The 21934-nt window shown below is 29.1% G+C and carries 17 protein-coding genes; 1 reads left to right on the forward strand and 16 read right to left on the reverse strand.

The genetic code is table 4. The features are described 5' to 3' along the window. Positions 1–14 precede the first annotated feature (14 nt). The 4 genes from NPA11_RS02980 to NPA11_RS02995 all read right to left on the reverse strand — a co-directional run bounded on the left by NPA11_RS02980 (position 15) and on the right by NPA11_RS02995 (position 8685). A complete protein-coding gene (locus NPA11_RS02980) occupies positions 15–1487 on the reverse strand; it encodes a DnaB-like helicase C-terminal domain-containing protein (protein WP_257043432.1) in 1473 nt (490 codons plus the stop codon). Beyond that, entirely contained in the window at positions 1474–1932 is a 459-nt protein-coding gene (gene rplI / locus NPA11_RS02985; protein ID WP_257043433.1) for a 50S ribosomal protein L9, read from the reverse strand. Before rplI ends, NPA11_RS02980 begins: the two co-directional genes overlap by 14 nt. Further along, complete coding sequence (locus NPA11_RS02990; protein ID WP_373457155.1) at positions 1913–3916, reverse strand: DHH family phosphoesterase; 2004 nt, start codon at positions 3914–3916, stop codon at positions 1913–1915. Before NPA11_RS02990 ends, rplI begins: the two co-directional genes overlap by 20 nt. 173 nt (positions 3917–4089) lie before the next feature. Further along, the gene (locus tag NPA11_RS02995) at positions 4090–8685 is read right to left on the reverse strand and encodes a hypothetical protein (RefSeq protein WP_257043436.1); all 4596 of its coding nucleotides are present in this window, start codon (positions 8683–8685) and stop codon (positions 4090–4092) included. 1148 nt (positions 8686–9833) lie between these two features. Between NPA11_RS02995 and NPA11_RS03000 the strand changes: the two genes are divergently transcribed. Beyond that, a complete protein-coding gene (locus tag NPA11_RS03000; protein ID WP_257043437.1) occupies positions 9834–10328 on the forward strand; it encodes a redoxin domain-containing protein in 495 nt (164 codons plus the stop codon). Between the two features lie 52 nt (positions 10329–10380). On the opposite strand, the gene rsmI is transcribed toward NPA11_RS03000, so the two are convergent. The 12 genes from rsmI to NPA11_RS03060 form a co-directional block, all read right to left on the reverse strand. Beyond that, positions 10381–11100, reverse strand: a complete 720-nt coding sequence (gene rsmI / locus NPA11_RS03005) for a 16S rRNA (cytidine(1402)-2'-O)-methyltransferase (protein ID WP_257043438.1) — start codon at positions 11098–11100, stop codon at positions 10381–10383. Continuing rightward, positions 11093–12010 carry a hypothetical protein gene (locus tag NPA11_RS03010; RefSeq protein ID WP_257043439.1) on the reverse strand — a complete coding sequence of 306 codons (918 nt, stop codon included), beginning with the start codon at positions 12008–12010 and terminating at the stop codon, positions 11093–11095. Before NPA11_RS03010 ends, rsmI begins: the two co-directional genes overlap by 8 nt. Continuing rightward, positions 12000–12653, reverse strand: coding sequence for a dTMP kinase (tmk, locus tag NPA11_RS03015; protein ID WP_257043440.1), 654 nt, complete (start codon positions 12651–12653; stop codon positions 12000–12002). Before tmk ends, NPA11_RS03010 begins: the two co-directional genes overlap by 11 nt. A gap of 11 nt (positions 12654–12664) precedes the next feature. Beyond that, complete coding sequence (locus NPA11_RS03020) at positions 12665–13249, reverse strand: toprim domain-containing protein (RefSeq protein ID WP_257043441.1); 585 nt, start codon at positions 13247–13249, stop codon at positions 12665–12667. Further along, a complete protein-coding gene (locus NPA11_RS03025) occupies positions 13249–13536 on the reverse strand; it encodes a YbaB/EbfC family nucleoid-associated protein (RefSeq protein ID WP_257043442.1) in 288 nt (95 codons plus the stop codon). The genes NPA11_RS03020 and NPA11_RS03025 overlap by 1 nt, the downstream gene beginning before the upstream one ends. Beyond that, complete coding sequence (gene dnaX / locus NPA11_RS03030) at positions 13529–15484, reverse strand: DNA polymerase III subunit gamma/tau (protein WP_257043443.1); 1956 nt, start codon at positions 15482–15484, stop codon at positions 13529–13531. Before dnaX ends, NPA11_RS03025 begins: the two co-directional genes overlap by 8 nt. A gap of 104 nt (positions 15485–15588) precedes the next feature. Then, positions 15589–17379 carry a molecular chaperone DnaK gene (gene dnaK / locus NPA11_RS03035; RefSeq protein WP_257043444.1) on the reverse strand — a complete coding sequence of 597 codons (1791 nt, stop codon included), beginning with the start codon at positions 17377–17379 and terminating at the stop codon, positions 15589–15591. A gap of 102 nt (positions 17380–17481) precedes the next feature. After that, the gene (locus NPA11_RS03040; RefSeq protein WP_257043445.1) at positions 17482–18312 is read right to left on the reverse strand and encodes a nucleotide exchange factor GrpE; all 831 of its coding nucleotides are present in this window, start codon (positions 18310–18312) and stop codon (positions 17482–17484) included. Further along, positions 18305–19294: a heat-inducible transcriptional repressor HrcA gene (locus NPA11_RS03045; protein WP_257043446.1), complete on the reverse strand. Its 990-nt coding sequence runs from the start codon at positions 19292–19294 to the stop codon at positions 18305–18307. The genes NPA11_RS03040 and NPA11_RS03045 overlap by 8 nt, the downstream gene beginning before the upstream one ends. A gap of 193 nt (positions 19295–19487) precedes the next feature. After that, a complete protein-coding gene (locus NPA11_RS03050; RefSeq protein ID WP_257043447.1) occupies positions 19488–20321 on the reverse strand; it encodes a deoxyribonuclease IV in 834 nt (277 codons plus the stop codon). Beyond that, on the reverse strand, positions 20314–21288 hold the full coding sequence (locus NPA11_RS03055) for a potassium channel family protein (RefSeq protein ID WP_257043448.1): 975 nt from the start codon (positions 21286–21288) through the stop codon (positions 20314–20316). Before NPA11_RS03055 ends, NPA11_RS03050 begins: the two co-directional genes overlap by 8 nt. Before the next feature lie 56 nt (positions 21289–21344). Next, positions 21345–21848 (reverse strand): potassium channel family protein, encoded by a 504-nt coding sequence (locus NPA11_RS03060; protein ID WP_257043449.1) that lies wholly within the window; start codon positions 21846–21848, stop codon positions 21345–21347. Positions 21849–21934 lie beyond the last annotated feature (86 nt).

The following is a 21934-nucleotide window of genomic DNA, read 5'->3' on the forward strand; positions in this document are numbered from 1 at the left end:
CCATGAAAAACTCCTTATTTGTTTGAATCCTTGATAAATTCGGTAAAACTAACAATTTCTCCATTATATTGTAAACCAGCTAATCCAAGCTGTCCGTTCCGATTTTTAGCTACTGAAAGTAGAGTATTATAACTCATATCTTCTCTTTTGTCTTCAGCATTTCGACTTAAAAAGATCACAATATCAGCATCTTGTTCAATTGACCCTGATTCTCTAAGATCGTGCAATTGAGGTCGTTTATCTTCACGTGTTTCAACAGTACGTGAAAGTTGCGACAGTGCCATAATAGGAATTTTCATTTCTAAAGCTAAGGTTTTAAGGTTCCGTGAAATAGTTGAAACTTCCTGTTGACGATTCCCGCGTCCTCCTTGTGGTCCAGAAATAAGTTGGAGATAATCAATGATAATTAAGTCAAGTTGATAGTTTAAATTTTTGTTTAATAGTCTTAATTTTCAAGTAATATCGTCTATACTGCTAGTTGGCACGTCATCAAAATATACATTCATTTTATCAAATGATAAAGCAAACGAATCTAATTTTGATTTTTCATATGAATTAAGTCTTTTAGGATCTTGAATTTTGTTGAGTGGAATTTCTGAATGGGTAGATAAAAAACGTGAAGTCAATTCACTTGCTGGCATTTCAAGGGAAATAAAGGCTACATGCCGAATTTTAGTGTCTTGATCATTAATTGAATTAATAATTTGATCATTGCTTGCTCGCAAATTTTCTAAAGTAATATTGCGGGCAATATTAAGAGCAAAAGCAGTTTTCCCAATTCCGGGACGAGCAGCTAGAATGATAAATTGACCTGGTTTGAAGCCATTGACAAATTTATCTACCGCTTCAAATTCAGTTTTAATAACAAAATCTTCACTTACTCCAGTTAAGCGTTCATTAATTGAATTGAGCAATTCTTGCGAAGTATCATAAATGTGTTTAAATGAACTGCTTTGAATTGAATTTTGTGAATTATCTGAAAGGAATTGCTGAATATTTGAATATGCTTCCTTCCAGTCCATTTGACCAGTACCGTTTTTAATTTTGTTAATTTCATATTCATAATAAGCTTCAACATTTCGCATTTTAGTTAGATCAATTAGTTTTTCCACATTGGTTAAAAAGTGGGTTTCGTTCACTATCTTTGAGGCAATAAGTGAAATTAATAGTGGAGTTACTTCAGTAAAGGCATTATTATTTTTAATTTGGTCTAAATTCTGGACTAAATTAGCAAAATCAAAGAACGGGAATGCACTTCCCATTTTGTTTTTGAGAAATAAAATATAGCGAAATAACTGTTTATTTTCTGGAACAAAAAAGTTATCTTCTTTAAGATATTGAGCTCCCCGTTGTTGCATTTCTTCGTCTAAGATCATTGAGGCGAGAATGCTTTTTTCAATTTCGTCATCTTGAAATAATGTTTGGGGATTTAAAAAATTATTAATCAGCGTTAAGTAGTTTGTTTCCGGTTTACTATTTTGCGACATTTATGCTAATTTCCAATCTCACAATTGCGTGAATATCTTTATATAAATTGACATTCACTTCATGAGTACCTTCTGACACAAAGTGAATTTTTTCTAAAGCGTGTTTGGGTAAATTATAACCAAGTTTTTTGAGTTCATCGTGTACTTCTTTAGTTGAAACGCTTTTATGAACGTGCAAATTAAAATTCTTATCCACAGCAGCTTTAAGAACAAATTTAAGGGTGAGTGTTTCAAGTTCTTCTTTAATTTTTAAAAAATTACTTCTTTTAGCGTGTTCATCAGCTGAGAGTTGTTGTAATTTACGTTCAAGACTTTTAGCTGTTTTTTCATTATAAGGCAAGGCAAATCCGTTTTTGACTAAAAAGTTGCTTCCATATCCATTCGACACTTCAACAATAGTGTTTGCTTTTCCTTCTTTACAATCTTTAATTAAAATTACTTTCATGTTTTTTTGCTCCTGACATGACAATTGCATGTTTAATATTATCAACAAAAATATTTAAATCTTCATTTGAAACAGCCGCTGCTGAACTAAAGTGCCCACCACCGCCAACTGATTCACAAATAATTTGGACATTAGTATTGATTCCACGAGCACTAAGTTTATACTTAGTTTTATCTTTAGAATCTTTGAGTTTTGCCACTACAAACGAAGCTACACGACCTTTGATTTTTAAAATCTCATCAGCGGCAATGGAAATAGTATCATTGGAAGCTTCAATATTTGAATATGCAAGAAAAAATCCTTCTTTGACTTCAGTAAGGTTTTTTAAAATTAAATCAATAGTTTTACGTGTTTCATTATCGATTTTTAAAATTTCAACCGCAATTGAAGCTTTAGCTCCTTTAGTTTCAAGGTAACTAGCAGCTGAAAAAGCTCTTTGCGATACTGATTTGGCAAATTGATTAGTATCTAAGTAAATACCATTGAGTAATAATTGAGCTGTGGTTTGATCAATGCTTACTTTATTTTCAACAAAGGAAATAATCTCAGTGACAATTTCACAAGTTGATGAAGCAGTGGTATCAATATAAATATTAGTTACTGGACAATAATCAATGCTTTCGCCTGGTCGATGATGATCAAGGACAAAGACATTATTACGATCAGTATTTTTAAGAGCTTCAATATTATCAGTGCGTAGCACATCTGAATTATCGACTAAAACTACTAAAGTGTTTTCATTAGTTATTCTAGTTAAGTGTTCCATGTTGGAAGTTAAACAATCTCGTTCAAAAACACTTTTCATACTTGAAATCATTTGTTTAGTGGTGTGATCAAAAGTAAAATTACCAATATAGGCTTTTTTATTAAAACCTTTAGCCATTTGATAAATTCCATAAGCAGACCCAATAGCATCTAAATCAGCCATTTTATGTCCATAAATAATCACCTTATCAATTTTATTGCTAATTAATTTTTTTCTTAATTCTAAGGCAGTATTTTTAATCTTAATCCGGCTATTATCAGAAACAATTTCTGATTTAGATCCAAAATAAATTGGGTTGCGGGTATTTGAAAAAATAGCAACTTGATCTCCTCCACGATTTTGGGCTTGTAAAAGGGCTTTTTTGGCTTGTTCAATTTGTTTTTGGAATGAACTCCATCCACTAGCAAACCCAATTGATAGAGAAATTTTGTATGAATTGTCAATTTCTTTTTGATTGATTTTCATAAATAAATCAAATTGATTTTCAATTAATTCAGAAATGGTTTTTTCATTGGTAAAAACAATAAATTTCCCGTTTGTATATTGACGATAAATCATGTTATATTTTTTAACATATTCTTCAATAGTATCAATTACGGCTTTATTTAGTTTGAAAAATTGTTCTTCTGAAAGAATTGATTGATAAAGTTGAAAGTTATCAATTTCAATTTCGCCAATGACAGGCTTTTGCTCTGCAGTTATTGTTTTAAATAGATTTTCGGTTGAAATATCTCGAATTACCACAGTGTTAGAAATTGGTCAAAATTGAGCTTCATAAATATGATCATTTTCTGAAAATTCGATTTTATTTTCATTTAAATCAACTTTCTTTTTATTTCCATAAAATTTTTGAAAAAAATCATCTAAACTTCATCCAATAAAATTGTTTTTAAATTTTGATTTTAAAAACGAGCTACTTCAAATAATTTCTTGTCCTGAATCATAAATAATAATTCCAATATTATTATTGGTCATAATATTCTCAACAAATGAATTAAATGATTTTTTAATCAATTCACGCGACTTGATAAAGCGTGATAAGATAAAATACAAGACTACAGCCTCAAAAGCTAGAGTAGCAAGAACTCCTAATGATAATCAAGCTAAAATATAAGTATTATCAGCATTAATGATAATAAAAGTTAAAAGTGTTACAAAAGAGATAAGGAAAATCGCGAAAATAACATATACGAGAATCACTCTTTTTTTCTTTTTCAATGTCACCTCTCTTGTTTAATTTAAATAAAATATTTATTTAAATTATACAAAATTTGGCTTTTTTATTGACATTATAAATCAAGACCTTTAGTAATATTAAAAAAATAATCAAATTTTAATTGCTTTAAATAAAAAATAGGTTTTGATAAAAACCTATTTTAAAATTATTATTTCTAGTTTGTTGGTTTGTTTGTGTTTGAATCAATATTAGCTTTAGTTTGAGAAATGTTAAAGATAAATAGTTTAAGTTGTTTGTTAATTGCGTTTGTAATATTTGAAGCGTTTGCTCCTGGGGTAGTTTCTGATTTTGCATCAGATCCAAGAACTGTTTTTGCTTTGCTTTCTTTATCTGTTTGAGTTATAGCTGTATCAGCTGAGTTGTCTTCTTTTAGAGCAAATAATGTTAGAAGGTCTTTTTGAGTAGCAATAGCTGTTGTATATAATGTTCTTGCATTTTTATTATTATCTTGAACATTGTCATCAAATTTATTAACTGCGGTAATTTCTTTAATTTCTATAGCTTTTAGTTTGTAAAGGTCTACTTTGTTATTGTAGATTCTTTCAAGTGCTAATTTATAAGCTGCTTTAGCTAAATTGTATCCAGCATTGTAAAGTTCTAGTGTTTTTCTAAATAATCTTGATGAATTTTGAGATCTTGTTCCTTCAATTAAGGCTTTTAATTTAGCAGCTTCTTTGTAAAAGCTTACGACAAGATTAACATCTTTAACTAAATCAGCTTCTGAATATGAGTGTTTATCAAGATGTTTTGTAGTATCAGCTTCGTGATCAGGGTGTAAGAATTCTTTATTAATAGCTAATAACTCAGCACCTGCTTTATCAGCATCAGTAACAAGATAATTGTTATCGTTTAATTCTTTTTCTTTCGCGTTTAGATCATCTTTTTGGCTTGGACCTAATGTTTGTGATGTAAATTCATTTACATGGAATTTAAATGAGCTAAAGTAAAGAATAAATTTAGATAATTCTTCCACTCTAATATAGTTTTTGTTATCTATGCTATTTGTAGGTAAAGAAATAAAGTAATCTTTTTGTAATTTTGTAAATTTTTCAGCACTATTGGTGTCTTCTTTAATTTCTTCTAATAATGTTTTTAAAGGATCTAATACTGCAATATCAGCTTTAAATACATCATTTGTTTTAATATCAGGGTGTTTTTTAAGTAATTCATCGTATTCTTTTGTATATTTCTCAATAAGTGATTTAACTTGAGTGGTTTGGTTAGTGGTTTGGAAGTTTGGATCAATATTTTCTTTTTCAAGGAATGATTCAACTACGTATGAATTAATTGTAGTCATTGCTTTAACAAATTTAGCTTCTAAATCTGCGTATTTAGCAATATGATAATCTGCATATTGTTTTAAGGTATATGCGTCAAAAGCCTTATCTTTTTGGCTCTGAATCTTGTGTGTAGAGTGAACTAATTTAGGATCTAAAGCTTTTGATGTTTCTAAATAATCTAAGAAATTAGCAACATCTCTTAAATCACCTTGATATTTATCTCCCATTTCTGGATTAAAATTCTCTCCAAGAAATTTATCTACACTGTAGCCAGCTTTTTTTCCTTCTGAACGCGAAAGAAGTGTGTAAACTTTATTTTTAATATCATTAAGGAATCTTTCTTTATCAGCAGGTTTAAATCCTTTAAGATAAAGTTTAAGATTTTCAATTTGATCATTTTGAGCATTTGATACAGCGGTTTTGCTGTAAGCTTCTTCAAGTAAATCTAATCTAGCTTTTAATGCTGTTAATTTGCGGTATTGTAAATATCTGTCTCTAAGCGAAGCATCTGCATCAGCAAAAGTATAATTTTCTTCGTCAAGAATTGCGGTTTTATTATCTGATTTTTCCATTCCTAAATCATTGTAATCTTTAAATGATTTTTTAACAAAATCAAAGTTAGCATCATAATTATCTCTAGCTGGATTTTCAGTTGGCTTAGCAGATGATTTTGAAGCATTGTCTTGTGTCATGTCAACAAAGAATAAATCGTAAGCTTTTTCTTTATTTTCATTGTAAAGTTTTTCAAGTGCTTCAGGAGTAATTAGATTTGCGTGAGCGATTAGAATGTCCTTACCATTTGCGTCTTTTTTAATAACCGATGGATTGTCTTGGTCTTGAGGTTTTGATGGATCTTTTAGAACTCTTTCAGGTCTTACAGTTGCGATTCAATTGTACGCAGCAAGTCCTCTAAGTCTACCAAATACTTCTTTAAATTTGGTTGATCTTAATTTAAATAAGTCAATATTTGCTTTATAGTATGTTTTCTGATCGCTTATCGAACTAATATCTTCATTGCCATCTAAGGCTTTGGTTTCAAAGCCAGAAACAGGATTTTTATCTTGTAAAAATTCCATGAATTTAGTATAGTATGCTAAATCTGAATTGAATAATTCTTCACCTTGTTTGTCTTTGTAAAGTGGATCTTTGCTTTTATCTAAACCTTGTCAGTATTCTTTTTCTAATTTATTTGCTTTGGCAAAGTAATTTTTAACGTCTTGTTCATGTTTTTTAAGTGATTCTTTATATTCTTTATCTACATCACCACCTGGTGTGCTTGGTTTTTCAGGTTTGGTTGGCACAGGAGGTTTGGTTAAGTTTCTTAAAGCAGGAATATATACTTGAGCATATCTAATTCATTTTTGCATGTCTTTTGCATCTTGTGTTTGTTCAGTAGTAAGATTTTCGTCTTCAAACTCATCAATTAACTCATCAACGTGAGCAAAGGCCTGACCAAGTTGGTCAATATAAGTAGCTGCAACATATTCAACAGCATTGGTTACATGGCTTGAATTGATTCTAAAGTCTTTAACTATTTTGTCTTTATCAGCTTGATTTTGCTCATTAACACCATTATTAAGCCCTGGTATGATCAATTTAAGCAATGTAGCAAGTTTTGAATCTCATTCCTTCAAGGTTCCTTTTTTATTCAATCCAAAAGTACCTAATTCTTCATCTCATAAACCTTCAGCAAAATCTTTAATTTTGGCATGATCATCACCAAAAGCTTTTAAAATTAATTTTGGCAATCCTCTGAATTCTGGTTTTTGACGTAACTCGTCAAGTTTTTTTAGAATATCAGTTTGTTTAGATTTAAGATTTTGAACTTGATAATATCCTGAAAGATCACGTCCAGTAAGGTTTTTATCTACATTTGTAGACATTGTTGATAATCTGGTGATTGCTTGAGTATATTCTGGTTCAAGTTCAAGGAATTTATCTAAATTGTATTTTTTAACATCGTATAAATTGTTGATATTAAAATCTCAGTGTTTTGTAGCAGGAGAATCTTTTTCTGTAACTTTTTGTTCTTGTAAGAAAGTTAACATTTTTTCAAGTGTTACTAAATCTTTGTTAAATTGATCTTCTGAGTATCAACTATTAGTATTTGTTTTTAATTTGAAATTTGTTTCAAAAGAATCTTTAATTCTTTGGTTTGCATCAGCAAAGTTTTTAGGTGCTTCATAATCTGGATCATCAGGATTATCCCATCCACTAATTGCAGATAAGAAAGCAAATTCATCTTCAGATTTTAAAGGTTCTAATTCAGTAAGTGCTTTAGTAATTTGGTCTTGAGATGCTAAAATCAATCCTTTGAATCTGTCAGATTGGTCTTTTTGTTCTTGTGTAGCAGGAATTTTTTGATCAGCTTCACGAAGTTTGTCAAGTTCACCTTGAATGGTTTGTAATAATTTTGAAGCCCCATCTTTTGGATTGAGAATTTGAAGAACAGCATATTTAATTTGATCTTCAGGTGAAAGATCGCTTTGACCAAATTGTTCTAAAATTTTTTGTAATTTTTCTTTTTGTGCTGGATCTTTGCTTAATAAAGTATTAATCTCATCTAAAATTGCTTCAAGGTCAGAATTGTATTTGTTAGGTAATTCAGGATTTCTTGATCAGTATGGATTGTTTTTAATATCTTCAACTTTCTTTTTAAAGTCTTCTACATAAGTATTAAATTCTTTATCAGAAAGTCCATTTTGAGAATTGTCGTTTAAGAATGCAATTGCTTTAAGAGATAATAAACGGTTAAGTGCTTCTTTGTATTGTGGATATAATGAATCAAATGAATCAACTTTATGATCTAAATATTTCCCAATAGAATTAACTTCAAAATCTGTGGAATAATTTTCTTGTGCAAATCTATCTTGTAAGAATTTAAGATATTCCTCTAATTTTTTGAGATCTTGATTGAATTGATCACTTGTATATCCTGAGAAATTTGGGATGTATTTTTCAAGTGCAGCAAACATTTTTACTTGAGCATCAATATCAGTGTTTGCTTCTAATCTCATTTCTGATTTAAATAAATCAGCATTTGCTTCTTGAGTAGACGAAAGAGGAAGGGTGTATTCTGGGTTAAGTTTGAATCCTTTAATGGTGTAAGTTTTCTCTTCACTTATAGTTGATGTTTTGATATCTTTAAGTTTGAACTTAACAACTGTGTATCCATTAAAGTTTTGATATGAAGTATCAACCACTTGATATTTTTTAGGATTAAAACCATGGAAAATAACGTCTCTATCACTCTTAACATATGTTGAATACACATTGTAAATGTTAGTTTTTACTTTTGCATTATCCTTACCTGATTCTTTATCGTATACAGAAACTTGAACTAAAGATGCTGCTGCATCAACAATGGCCTTATTCTCAGAAGCTGATCGTTCATTTGAACATGACATAGTTGCTAATGGAATCAATGATGTAGCTGAAGCACCGATTATTAATTTATTTTTAAGACTCATTTTTCTCCTATTTAGTTTGCGACAAAATGTTGCTCAACAGATTTTGTCTTTTCAATATTTTGGTTTATAAATTTAGTATAAAAAAATTATATATGTTTTTTAAAAAAGAAATAGCACCTTAATAGATATTTTCAAATTTTTTATCTATAAATTTTGTGCTTATAAGTTCAATGCTATTGTCTTTTTTAATGGTTGAATAAAATATCACTCAAGCAGTGACACAACTCATAGATAAGCATACCAAATTTTTATTTTAAGATCTTGAATATTTAATAAAAATAAGTGCGTACAATTCCTCAAAATCCTCGCGCGTATACGCATATGCTCTAAAGCAGGATAAGGGGCATACAAACATCTTAACACTTACGTTCTTGTAATTTTATAAATACATAGTATTTATACTTTTTATAAAATGTTATGCACAGTGTGACGCACAAAATTGATGGTGACACAGAAAGTGACGTAAAATGGTTTTTTAGAAAATTTATAAATATTCTGTATTTATATTCTTTGAGATTTTGTGACTCACAAAATGGCCACTTTTTTGATTTAGGGGTATAAAAAATTTAAAAATCACAATTTACAGTTTTTGAGCTTTTTCTCGGCTAAAAATTAAGCAAATTTATCTAAAATTTAAATGATAAATGTTGAATTTTCTTATTAATTTTTTTCGATTTTTGTCAAATTAATATGATAATTTTTTCAGTTTTTGAAGAATTTTGAAGTGTCTATTTTTATGTTTTTCAGCAATATAAACTAAATTTTATCCACTTTACTAAGTTAAAAAATACTAAATTTGATATTAAAAACATTCAAAATTTGTTGATTTTGTACCTAAAAATAAGAGAAAAATAACTCAAATAAATATGAAAAACTTTTCAATTTTATTCTAAAAATTACTTGAATTTTCGATGAATTTAGCTGCATGTATCGAGAAACATGACTTAAATTATCTTAATTTTTTTTCTTAATTTTCGTACTTAAACTAACCTAGAATTAATATGAATTAATGTTTTTGGAAAGGAAAAAATAATCAGTATCCACAATCAAGAAAGCATTATTCTTGTTGACTTTTTGTTTGATTATACGTCTTATAATGTTAAAATTTTAACAGATTTAAAAATACAAAATCTGCAGGAGAATCGAACATGAATAAAGTTAATTTTTTAAATGATGAATATACACTTCTTGGAACAGAAGCAAAATTAGGTGATAAAGTAATGTTAAAAGGAGTTTTAGCTGGAACTTTTAACACTAAAGATTATGAAAATAATGGTAAATATACAGTTGTAGTTGTTTTCCCTTCAATTGATACTAGAGTTTGCGATATGCAAGTAGCACTAGCTAACTCATTTGCACAAGAGTTTGAAAATGTAAATTTTGTTTCATTTTCACAAGATTTACCAACTGCATTAGCTTCATATATTGATCAACACAAGATCACTAAAATTCAAATGTTTAGTGATTACAAACATAGAGAAATGGCTCTTTCACTAGGTTTATTAATTGATCAATTATTCCTTAATGCTCGTGCAATGCTTGTTTTAGATAAGGACAATAATCTTGTCTACAAACAAGTAAATAAAAACGTACACGAACAAGTTGATTTTGATTCATTAAGAGAATTTTTAAGCAAAATATAATAAAAAATGCCACTTTATGATTAAACACCTAAAGTAACTTTTGGGTGTTTTTTTATGGCATTTTATTACGGTTTGGGTACTTATTCACTTTAACATTTTTGCTTTTAGTTAAATTAAGTACTAAAGTAAATTCACCTTTAATAGTGTTATTTAATTTTAGTTCATGTAAAATTTGACTTGCATTTCCATAATATCAAGTTTCGTGAATTTTAGTTAATTCTTTGACTAAACAGACTCGCTCATTACCTTGAAAAACTTGGTTTATATCTTCAAGTGATGCTTCTAATTTATGTGGAGAAACGTAAAAAATATAAGTTCCTAGAGTTAGTGAATTTAATTGAATAATTCTTTGCGAACTTTTATCTTTTAAAAAACCTAGGAATGAAAAGGTATTAGAAAAATTTGAACCAACAAAAGCTGTAATAGCTGCATTTACTCCTGGAATAATTTCAAAGTCAATATTCTGCTCACGACATAATTTGATAACTTCAAAGCCTGGATCTGATACTACTGGCATCCCTGCATCGCTTACAAGTGACACTATTTTTTGGCTTTTGAGTAATTCGATAATCCCTTTGGCACTATTTTTCTCAGTAAAGTTATTATAAGTGATTAGTTTTTTTTCTTTAATATCAAAATATTCTAATAATTTAGCAGTTACTCTAGTATCTTCACAAGCAATAACATCACTATTTTTCAGGGTTTGGATGGCTCGTAAAGTCATATCTTGCAAATTACCAATTGGAGTTCCGACAATATATAGTTTACTCATATAGTTCCATTAATTTAATTAATAATTTCTCTTTGGCTAGATTAAAATTCATTGGTGAATTAAGGTCTTGAGCAAAAGCGTCTAAATGATCAATCGCTTTAATAAGTTGTGGTTTGTTTTTTTGGAGTTCTTTTGATAAGGTTAAAACATTTAAGCCAAGGTTGAATTCAAAATCAATATTGTGATAAATTGCAGTAATAATAAAAATAATTGTTTTGATTAAAACTTTGTTAAGTGAATGCTTTTCTTCCTGAAAAAATGTGGCTAAATGTGCATATAATAAATATTTGTTTCTCAGTGATTTTTCGAAAATATTTATTAAATTGGCAATTTGATCAAAATTATCTGGCTCTAAAAAATCAATAATTAATTGATAATCATTAAACAAATAAGCTAATAATTCACTTTGTTCATTATATAAATTTGCACTTTGGAGTTTAATAATTAATTCAGCTGGTCTTCGTTGCTTAAGTGAAATTAAATAACTTCGAGATACAATAGTATCTAAGACTGCATGTATTTTGGTAGTAGTTAAAATAATAGTGATATTTGATGTGGGTTCTTCGATAGTTTTAAGAATTGAATTAAGTCCTTGAATAGATGCATTTTCAATATTTTTAATAATCACAAAAATTCTTTTTTGTGGAAAATTAAGTAATTGAGCTTTAATAAAAACTTCTTCTAATTGTTCTTTTTTGATTTTTTGATCTAAATTATCAATTAATAAGACATTAGGAAAATCTGTATAAGACTCAAAACTTGAAGAAGAAACATCATTAAAAATGCAAAAAATATCACGCAAATCTTCATTAATTATATTTGCGTTTGCATTAAAAAGTAAGTACAAATGTGAAAGTTTATTGCTAACTTTGATATTATGGAAAAAGGTAATTTGTTCATTAGTGAGCATGTTTGTTCAAATATTCCTTAAATTGAGCGTGTTGCATGAGTTTTTCTACTACTTCATTAAACACTTGTTCTTCACTTTGTGAAGCATCAATAATTAAAAATCTCTTTGGATCTTGTTTAATTAAAGTTCAATAACCATCATAAACGCTTTGATGAAACGATTCTTTTTCTTTTTCCATACGGTCTTCCACTAATCTAGTACTATTACGACGAATTTTTGCTTGTTGTGGGGTTAAATTAAAAAAGATTGTAATGTCAGGGAGAGCATTATCAATTACTAATTCAGTAAGTTTTTTCACATATTCAAATCCAAGATTACGAGCAAAACCTTGATAAACATAAAAGCTATCAATATAACGATCACAAAGAACTAATTTTTCACTTTGTAAGGCTGGCCAAATAATTTTTTCAAGATGAATTCTCCGACTAGTTGAATAAAGCATTGCCTCAGCAACTGCTGAGAGATCCGAAGAAGAGTCTAAAATAATTTCGCGAATTTTTTCAGCCTCTCTGAGTCCTTGACCTCCTGGTTCACGGGTTAAAACAATATTAGATAAATTAAATTTACTTTGTAAGTATTGCATTAATTTGTTAATAATTGTGGTTTTTCCGCTTCCGTCTAAACCTTCAAAAGTGATAAACATAATTCCCCCTATTATTTTTGTCTGTGGATTAGTGAAAATTTTAATGTCATTTCGTCAATATAATCCATTGAAGCCCCAATTGGTACTCCAATGGCTAATTGTGAGACATTAATTCCAATTTTTGATAATTCTTTTTTGATTAAAACGTTTGTCATTTCTCCGTGCAATGTGGGCGAAATTCCTAAAATTACTTCATCAAAACTTTGAGCATACTCTTTTAATGAATTAATTTCAAACATAGTTTTATCTACATCTGATTCTTTTTTAAGAATATTTTTAAAAGTATAATACTTTCCTTTGTAAAAACCAGCGTTTTCAATTTTGTCAATAATAGTGAAATTTTCAACTAATAAAAGTTTATTTTCTCTTTGGGCATTATCGCAATATTTACAATATTCAATTTCACTTGGTGATTGACAAAAGTTGCAAAAATGAACTTTTTCTTTCAATCTTTTGAAGGAATTAGCCACACGTAAAACATCTGAATCTGGGCTTTGTAGCACTCATAAAACAATTTTTTCAGCTTGTTTTTTCGAGATATTTGGTAATTTTCTAATTTCTTCAATAAATTTGCTAATCGAATCTGAAAAAAACATTAAAACGGCATTCCACCAGGCATTTGTGGGGTAATTTTTTCAGTTTCTTCTTTGATTAAATCAATCAATTCATTCATTGCAACTATAATTAAATCTTCAAGAATTTCTTTATCTTCAGGATCAATTAGAATTGAGTCAACATTAACTGATACTAAAGTAAAATCACCTTTCATTTCTAAAACAATCCCTTGCTTTTCAACTTTAAAAACTTTTGCATCAAGTTCTTTTTGTTTTTGTTCCATTTGAGATTGCATTTTTTTAAGTTGTTTTAACATTTCGTTATTCATTTTTTCCTCTTTTCATTAAGTTAACAGCACTGCCAAAAATGGATTTAATTTGGTTCTCAGTACTTTGATCTTTAAAGCGATTCTCTAATTGGGTTAGGGGTTCAATTGGTTTAAGATCGCTTGGGATGATACCTCTGATAAATTGATCTCTATACAAATTAAGAGCTCTCTTTCGTTGGTCTTTAGATGTTACGTAAATGTGCTTGTAACCTGAAAATATGGTATTAATATACTTTTGAAAATCTTCAGTATTACGAATTTGATGAATTTGATTTAACACATTTTCATTGTCTGAAGTAATTAGTATATATGTGTCACTTGAAGCAAGAATTTTTGTTTGTTCAAGGAGTTTCATTTTTTCATATTTTAATGGTTCTGAAGCTAAAATCATTTTTTCAGACATTTTTTTAAATGAAGTAAAACTATCTTTAGTATTTTTTTGCATTCCTTGTTGAAGAATGTGTAATAAATTGGCTATTTCTTGATCATTTCACTTTTCTTCGTATTTATTAATAATGTTTATTTTTTGACCTTCATTATCACTTAGGTCAATAACTTTGGTTTCAGAATCGCTTGAAAATTGTTCATATTCAACTTGGTTTTCTTTCGGTGAATTCTGATAAATATTTTGATTTTTCGTTTGAACTAAATCATTATTTAAATTGATATTTTGTTCTTTTTGTTCATAATTTAAGCTAGATTTAGGTAAATTAATCTCTTCGGTTTGTTTATGTATTAAATCGCCTCAATCATGAACTTCATCAGGAAGTTCTGGCTCTTGAATTGGAACATTTGCTCTTGTATTTTGATAAACGTGAGTTGAACCAAGAGGTTGCTCAATGATTGGTTTAATAACTTGAGCTGGTTCAGGCACTTGAACATTGACATGATGTGCACACATTTTTAAAATTAAAACTTCTAATAATTCAAAAGGATATTCTGAGCGTGCCATTTTAATTAACACTTCATTTAATTCATCCAAAAAACTAAGGGCAAATTTTTGGTTTATTTGTAATGAATTAATTTGTTCAATTTCGGTTCATTCTAATAAATCGCTTGAATGGGTTAAATTATAAATCATTCATTCTTTAATAATATTTAACAAACTAATCACTAATTGATTTGGATCACTTCCTGATTCCTTTAAAAAGTAAAATAATTTTAGGGTCTTTTTAGTTTTGGAAGTGTAAATTAAATTAATTAATTGGATAATTAAATCATTTGATACTATTCCAAAATTTGTGGTTAAATTTTCCACTGTAATTTTGCCTTCACCAAATGAAGCACTTTGATCAGCAATGGATAAGGCATCACGCATGGCTCCTGATGATAAACGTGCAATTAATTTGATTGCTTCATTGCTATAAGCAATACGCTCTTGATTGAGCACTTTAATTAAATGTTGATAAATTTGCTCATTAGTAAGTTTAGTAAAATTAAATCTTTGCAAACGAGAAATAATGGTGAGCGGAATTTTTTGATGATCAGTGGTAGCAAAAATAAAAATAGCATGAGCAGGAGGTTCTTCGAGCGTTTTAAGCAGTGCATTGAAAGCACTTTTAGTGAGCATATGAACCTCATCGATAATATAAATTTTAAAACGAGAATGGATTGGTGATTGTTCAATCTTTTCCTTTAAATCTCGAATTTCATCAACTCCATTATTTGAAGCAGCATCCATTTCGATAATATCTAAAGATTTTCCAATTTGCCCTTTACATGTGTCACAAGCAACAGTTAAGTCCTCACCGTGCATGCAGTTTAAAACATTAGCAAAAATATTTGCTAACGATGTTTTTCCAGAGCCTTTGGGTCCGCTAAACAAGTATGCGTGCCCAATTTTTCTGGTTAAAATAATATTTTTAAGTGTATTAATAATATGCTCTTGTCCTACAACTTGTTCAAAAGATGTTGGTCGATATCTTCTATATAATGCCTTATAACTCACTTAATCCCCTCTTGCTTATTAAATTATATTTTAATATGCCTTTTTGGTTTGTTTAAATTTAAAAAATTTGAAACAAAAACCCCTTGCTAAGAGGTTTTTGTTTCTTACTCAACAATAGTAGCTTCGTCCTCGCTTGCTGAGCTGTCTTTTTCTTGGGTCGCTTGTTGTTGAGCTGAGTAATTAGCAAAGTTTTTCATAACATTTTCCACCTCATCGAGTTTGGTTTTAAGAGCTGGAATATCTTTTTTATCCATTAATTCTTTCAATTCTTTAACTAATTTATCCGATTCTTCTTTAGCTTTATCATCAAGCTTATCACCTTGTTCTTTAGTTGCTTTTTCTACTTGTGAAATCAATGTTTCCGCACGCACAATTGTTTCTGCTTCTTCTTTCCGTTTAGTATCAGCTTCTTTATTTTCTTCAGCTTCACGAATCATTCTTTGAATTTCTTCTTCGCTTAATTTTGAAGAGTTTTCAATAGTAATGGTATTAGCTTTGTTAGTTTTTAAATCTTTAGCAGTAACAGTGGTAATTCCGTTAACATCAATAGTAAAGCTAACTTCAATTTGTGGCACTCCACGTGGAGCTGGTTCAATTCCTCCGAGGTTAAATTGGCCAAGTGATTTGTTGTCATTAGCCATTTCTCTTTCTCCTTGAACTACCCGAATAGTTACTTCACTTTGATTATCAGTGGCAGTTGAGAAAATTTGTGATTTAGTTACTGGAATAGTGGTATTACGTGCAATTAAAGGGGTTGAAATTCCACCCATTGTTTCGATTCCAAGAGTAAGCGGAGTAACATCTAATAATAACACATCATCAATATCTCCCGCAAGCACTCCTCCTTGAATTGCAGCTCCAATTGAAACCACTTCATCTGGGTTAATTGATCTGTTTGGTTCTTTACCTAAAGTGCGTTTTACTAATTCTTGTACTGCTGGCATACGGGTACTTCCACCTACAAGCAATACTTCGTGTAAATCAGCAGCAGTTACTTTAGCCTCTCTTAAAGCATCTTCAATTGGTTTTCTGGTACGGTCAAGTAAGTGTGAAGTCATTGATTCAAACTCACTACGCTTAAGTTCTAATTCAACATTAACTGGTCCATTTGCTGTCACAGCAAGAAAAGGTAAGTTAATTGGAGCTACTGATTGAGCTGAAAGGTCAATTTTAGCTTTTTCAGCAGTTTCTTTTAATCTAGCCATTGCCATTTTATCTGATTTAGCATCAAAATTATATTTAGCTTTAATTTCTTTTACCATTCATTCAACAATAGCATGGTCTCAATCATCTCCTCCAAGGTGGTTGTCTCCACTAGTTGAAAGCACTTCGAAAGTTCCGTTTTCAAGTTCAAGTACTGAAACGTCAAAGGTCCCACCACCAAGGTCATAAACTAACACTTTCATTGATTTATCAGTTTTTTCTAATCCAAAAGCCAGAGCAGCAGCGGTTGGTTCGTTAATAATTCTTAATACATCCAATCCAGCAATTTTTCCTGCGATTTTTGTAGCTTCACGTTGTGCATTGTCAAAGTAAGCTGGAACGGTAATAACTGCTTTAGAAACTTTTTTTCCTAATTTAGTTTCAGCATATTCTTTCATGTAAGAAAGAATCATAGCTGAAATTTCTTCAGGTTTATAATCTTTATTGTTTGCATGTACAGTTTTATTGGTTCCCATTAATCTTTTAATTGAGACAATAGTGTTTGGGTTGGTTTCAACTTGTCTTTTAGCAGCATCTCCAACGATAATTTCTCCGTTTTTAAACGCAACTACTGAAGGTGTGGTTCTTTTTCCGTTTGGATTTTCTAACACAACTGATTGTTTATTTTCAATGATTGAAACAACTGAGTTTGTTGTTCCTAAGTCAATTCCTAATACTATTTCTTTTGCCATAATTTACATCCTATCCTTTTTTATAATTTGAATTTTGTAATATCTATCTCTAAATTAATTATAACATACTTTTTAGCAATCAAAGAATTTGTTTGCTAAATTTTATAAATTTTTGTTAATTTTTACTTGGGCTGGCACCACAGTACGTTTTTCTAATTTAAATCCTAAACGAACTACTTTAATTATTTGTTCGTGTTGTTTATCATTATCATGTTCAAAATCAATCACTTCTTGTTCATGAGCATTAAACATATCACCAACATTTGGTTCAATTACTTTGATTCCACTTGAATCTAAAGCTTGTTCAAGTTGTTTTAAGACTAATGAAAATCCATAACAATAATTTTTAACTTGATCATTAGTTGAATTTTCTCCGCTTTTAACTGCGGCAATTAAATTATTATAGGGGATTGAAAATTCTTCAATAAACTTTTGTAAAGCATATTTTTTAATTTCCTCTTTTTCTTTAGTAAATTTATCTTGAATCTCAGTGGTTTTTTCTTGAATTGCCTCATTTGCTTTTTGTGAAGCTTGCATGATTTTATCTTTAAAAAGATATTCATTAGCTTTCATTGTCACATTAAGTGCTGCAATTTGTGCTTTGAGCTCTTCGTTTTCTTTTTTTAGTTCATCTAATTGGGGTTTTTGGTTTGATTCAACAACAACTGGCTGAGTGATATTAGCATCAGAAATTTTAACAAGCACTTTTTGATTCACTAATTCTTTATCAACGTTTTCTGAATCCATTGTCACTTGAAATTCAAAATGACGTTTATATTTTTTACCAATTAAAAAATGATCTAAATCACAATTAAAATCGTTTTCTCCAATTACAATACTTCTAAATCCGCTTAATTGTTTAATTAAAGTTCCATCTAAAAATGTAAATTCAAATTTCCCGTTTAATAAATCACCTTTTTTAATCTTATTCATTATTTTCTCCTTTAATTAAAAGCTTTTCAAAGACACTTAGTGCCGTCTTCATTTCGTTAAAATCACTATCTTGCGGTCCAACGATTGAAATTTCAGTTGTTCCTATTTCTGTATTAATTCTTTTGGTTAAAAAAGCACTTACTTCATTGACAGCAATTTTTAAGTTTTCTTGCTCGTCTAGTTTGTTTTCAATTTTCTCTCAAATTGAATAATTTTCTACTAGATCAATAATTTGATTGACCTGCTCACGGGTAAAATTACGGCTTAAAATTAACTCTTTACGTCCATAAACATTATTTTTGGTTTTAATATTGAAAATATTATTGACAAACTCTGCAATTACAGCAAGATAATTAGAAACCTCTTTTTTGAGAACTTCTTTAAGAGCATATGTTTTTTCAACTAAATCTTCTAAAGCAACTCCGATTAATTCTTCTTTAAAAACGCGTACAGCAATTTTTAATTCATTCATTTGAACTTTATCATCCTCTAATGAAATCATTTTGGAATGGACTTCCCCATTTGACACTACCATTACAGCTGTAGCCATAAACGAACTAATTGGAACTAAATCAATACTTTTTAAAATTAATGATTTATCAAATTTGGTAGTAATTAATGTTAATCCAGTAATATCTGCAATTGTTTCAGCTGCTTGAGCAATCGTAAAGTTAGCTTTTTCCTTTTTGGAATCGAATGATTTTTTGAGTTTTTTTTCTAACAATTTCTCATTTGCTTGAGCAATATGCTTGGCATAATAACTTAATCCAACTGGGGTTGGGATTCGACCACTTGATGAATGAGCTTTTTTTAAATAGTCTAAATCTTCAAGTTCTTTCATTAAATAACGAATTTTAGCACTAGAAAATTTAATTTCTTTTTCTTCAATTAAGTGTGCACTACTAATTGGTTGTTTTAAATGGGTGTATAGTTCAATGGTTGCACTAAGGATTTGTTCTAACTTAGGATTAATTCTGCTCATAGTTTTATTGTATCATAATTTAGCAATTAAAAAGCTTTTTTGCTAAATTATCAAAAAAATTATTCAAGAGTGCTTAAATTTAAGTAATGAAATTATAAGATTACCTAGATTTATTAGCTTAAGTTAAAATAAAAAACCTCAAATTTTTGAGGTTAGTTTCATGATATTTAAAATATTTTAAAACTTGTTAAGTTTATTTATCTTTTTCCAATAATCAGGCAATTTCTTCTTTATAAATTGGTCCTTGATCAGTTCAAGGTGTTTCGAGTATGATTGGAATATTATCAAATTCAGGATCATGGACAAAACGTTTAAGTGTCTCATACCCAATAAATCCTTTTCCAATATTTTCGTGCCGATCCTTATGTGAAGAAAGAACATTTTTTGAATCGTTTAAGTGAATTACTTTTATGTGTTTGAATAAGTCTCATTTTTTTAATTCTTCCTTAAATTGTTCATATTGCTGAATATCATAACCTGCATCTCAAACATGACATGTATCTAAACACACCGCAACACGATCTGAGTTGACTCAATCTAAAATGTAACGAATTTGTTCAAAGGTAATTCCAATTTCACTGCCTTTGCCAGACATTGTTTCAACGCAAATGACTACATCTTTGGTATTTTTAATAATAGTTTTTAAACTATCAACAAGCGTGTCTAAAGCTTCTTGAGGTGAATATTTAGTGTAAGCTCCAGGGTGTAATACTAAATATTTAGCTCCAATGTAATTCATGCGTTCAATTTCTTTGGTTAAAAATTCAATTGAAAAACTACTTTTTTCAGGATTGGCTGGATTAACAATGTAAGGGGCATGAACAATGATATCCTCTTTAGGAATAGCTTGTTCAAACATGAGCTCATATTTTTCAAGTTGATAATTTTCTACACTAGTACGCAATGTTGTCTGTGGAGCTCCAAGATAAATCATCATGGTATTAGCTCCATTTGAGAGTGATTCGGCTCCTGCTTCAGCTAAATAACCAGGTTTTTTAAATGATATGTGTGAACCAAGTTTAATCATTATTTTCCTCTCTTTTATTGTTTTTATTAATTTTGTTTTGTACTTGCTGTAAAAAGCTTGCTGCAATCACCCCTGAAGGAATTGCAATCACAGCAACTCCAATAAGTGAGATTATCACTACAATTGCTTTTGCTGTTGGAGATTGTGGAGAAAAGTCTCCATAACCAATGGTGGTAAGTGTAATGGTAGTAAAATAAATTGCATCTCAAAAGTTAGATACAATATTTGAACCTACACTTGGATAATTAGAGTCCTTTAATACTTGTATCTCGGCCTGATCTTTTGTTAAATTGTGATCATTAGCATATTTTTGAATGAATTGACTTACTTGTGCATTATAATAACTTGTTTCAGCATTTCAAATCACTAATGCAAATAATAAGATTAACACAATTACTAAAATGAAGATATTAATCAAGAGTTTTGATTGTTGAGTAATGGCCTTAAAAATAGTGTTAAACGGGCTAAAGATTTTTAAAACAATCAGTAAACGTAAAACTCTCACAATTCCTAATGCGTTAAAAAAATCAAAGATTTTTGAATTAAAAGTATTAGGTCCAGTAAAGACTCCAATTAGGTTAATTGAAGCTAGAATACAAAAAATAGCTACAAAACTATAATAAGAAGTTGAGAATTTAAAATAAAGTTTTAGCAAATTCTTCTCATTATTTTGATAATGATAAGTTATTAAATGAATTACAAAATCAAAGACAAAGATGAAAAAGACTGGAACTTGAGCAATGGTAATAAATACTTTTGCATATGTTGATGTATCTTGCCCTAAAGGCACAAATAAATTAACAAACGAAAATAAACATGCGAAAATAATCAATAATCCATATAAAAGTTGCAATCTGGCAAGTTTATCTTTGAAAAGTTTGTTATCTTGTTTAATTTCTTTAATTCAAACAATGTCACTAATTGTTCTCAAGATTTGTTGATGTTTTTTCTTAATTGAATTAAGCATAAAAAAATTATAACTGAAAACGAATATATCTGGACACACAAATTGAAGGCATACTTTTAATTGGTTTTTGATTCATTTTCTTCTTTATTAAGATTAATATTATCTTTGTTTTTTAAATGTTTTTCAATACTTTTACCAATTACAGCAGAAACTATAGCAATAATTAATATGCTAATAATTAAAAGTGCCCCAACTAAAATTTTTGCTACATCTGATTTTGGAGAAAAGCTTTTATAGCCAAATGATAATAGTGTAAAAAATGTATAATAAAGGGCATCAAAAAAATTAGATACAGTATTTGATTCTATCTTAGGTAATTTTGAAGGATCACTTGATATTTTAATGCTTGCTTCAAAAAAAGAGACTTTATGGTCATTGGCATATTTTTGAATCTGATTATTCAACTCTGCATTATAATGAATTTTTTCAGCACTTAAAATTCCTAAAGCAAATAACAAAATTATGTTAATAGCTAAGGCAGAAATTATTCATAACATTTTTTGTTGTTCCTTAAGAACTTTAAAAATGATATTAAAGAACGAGAATAATTTTAAAAACATAAGTAATCTCAATAATATTACAATAGACATTTCGCTGAAAAAATTAAATAGTTTTGAATCAAAGTTTTCATAATTATTAAAATATA

Source organism: Mycoplasma sp. 1578d (assembly GCF_024582695.1).
GTDB lineage: Bacteria > Bacillota_I > Bacilli_A > Mycoplasmatales > Metamycoplasmataceae > Mycoplasmopsis.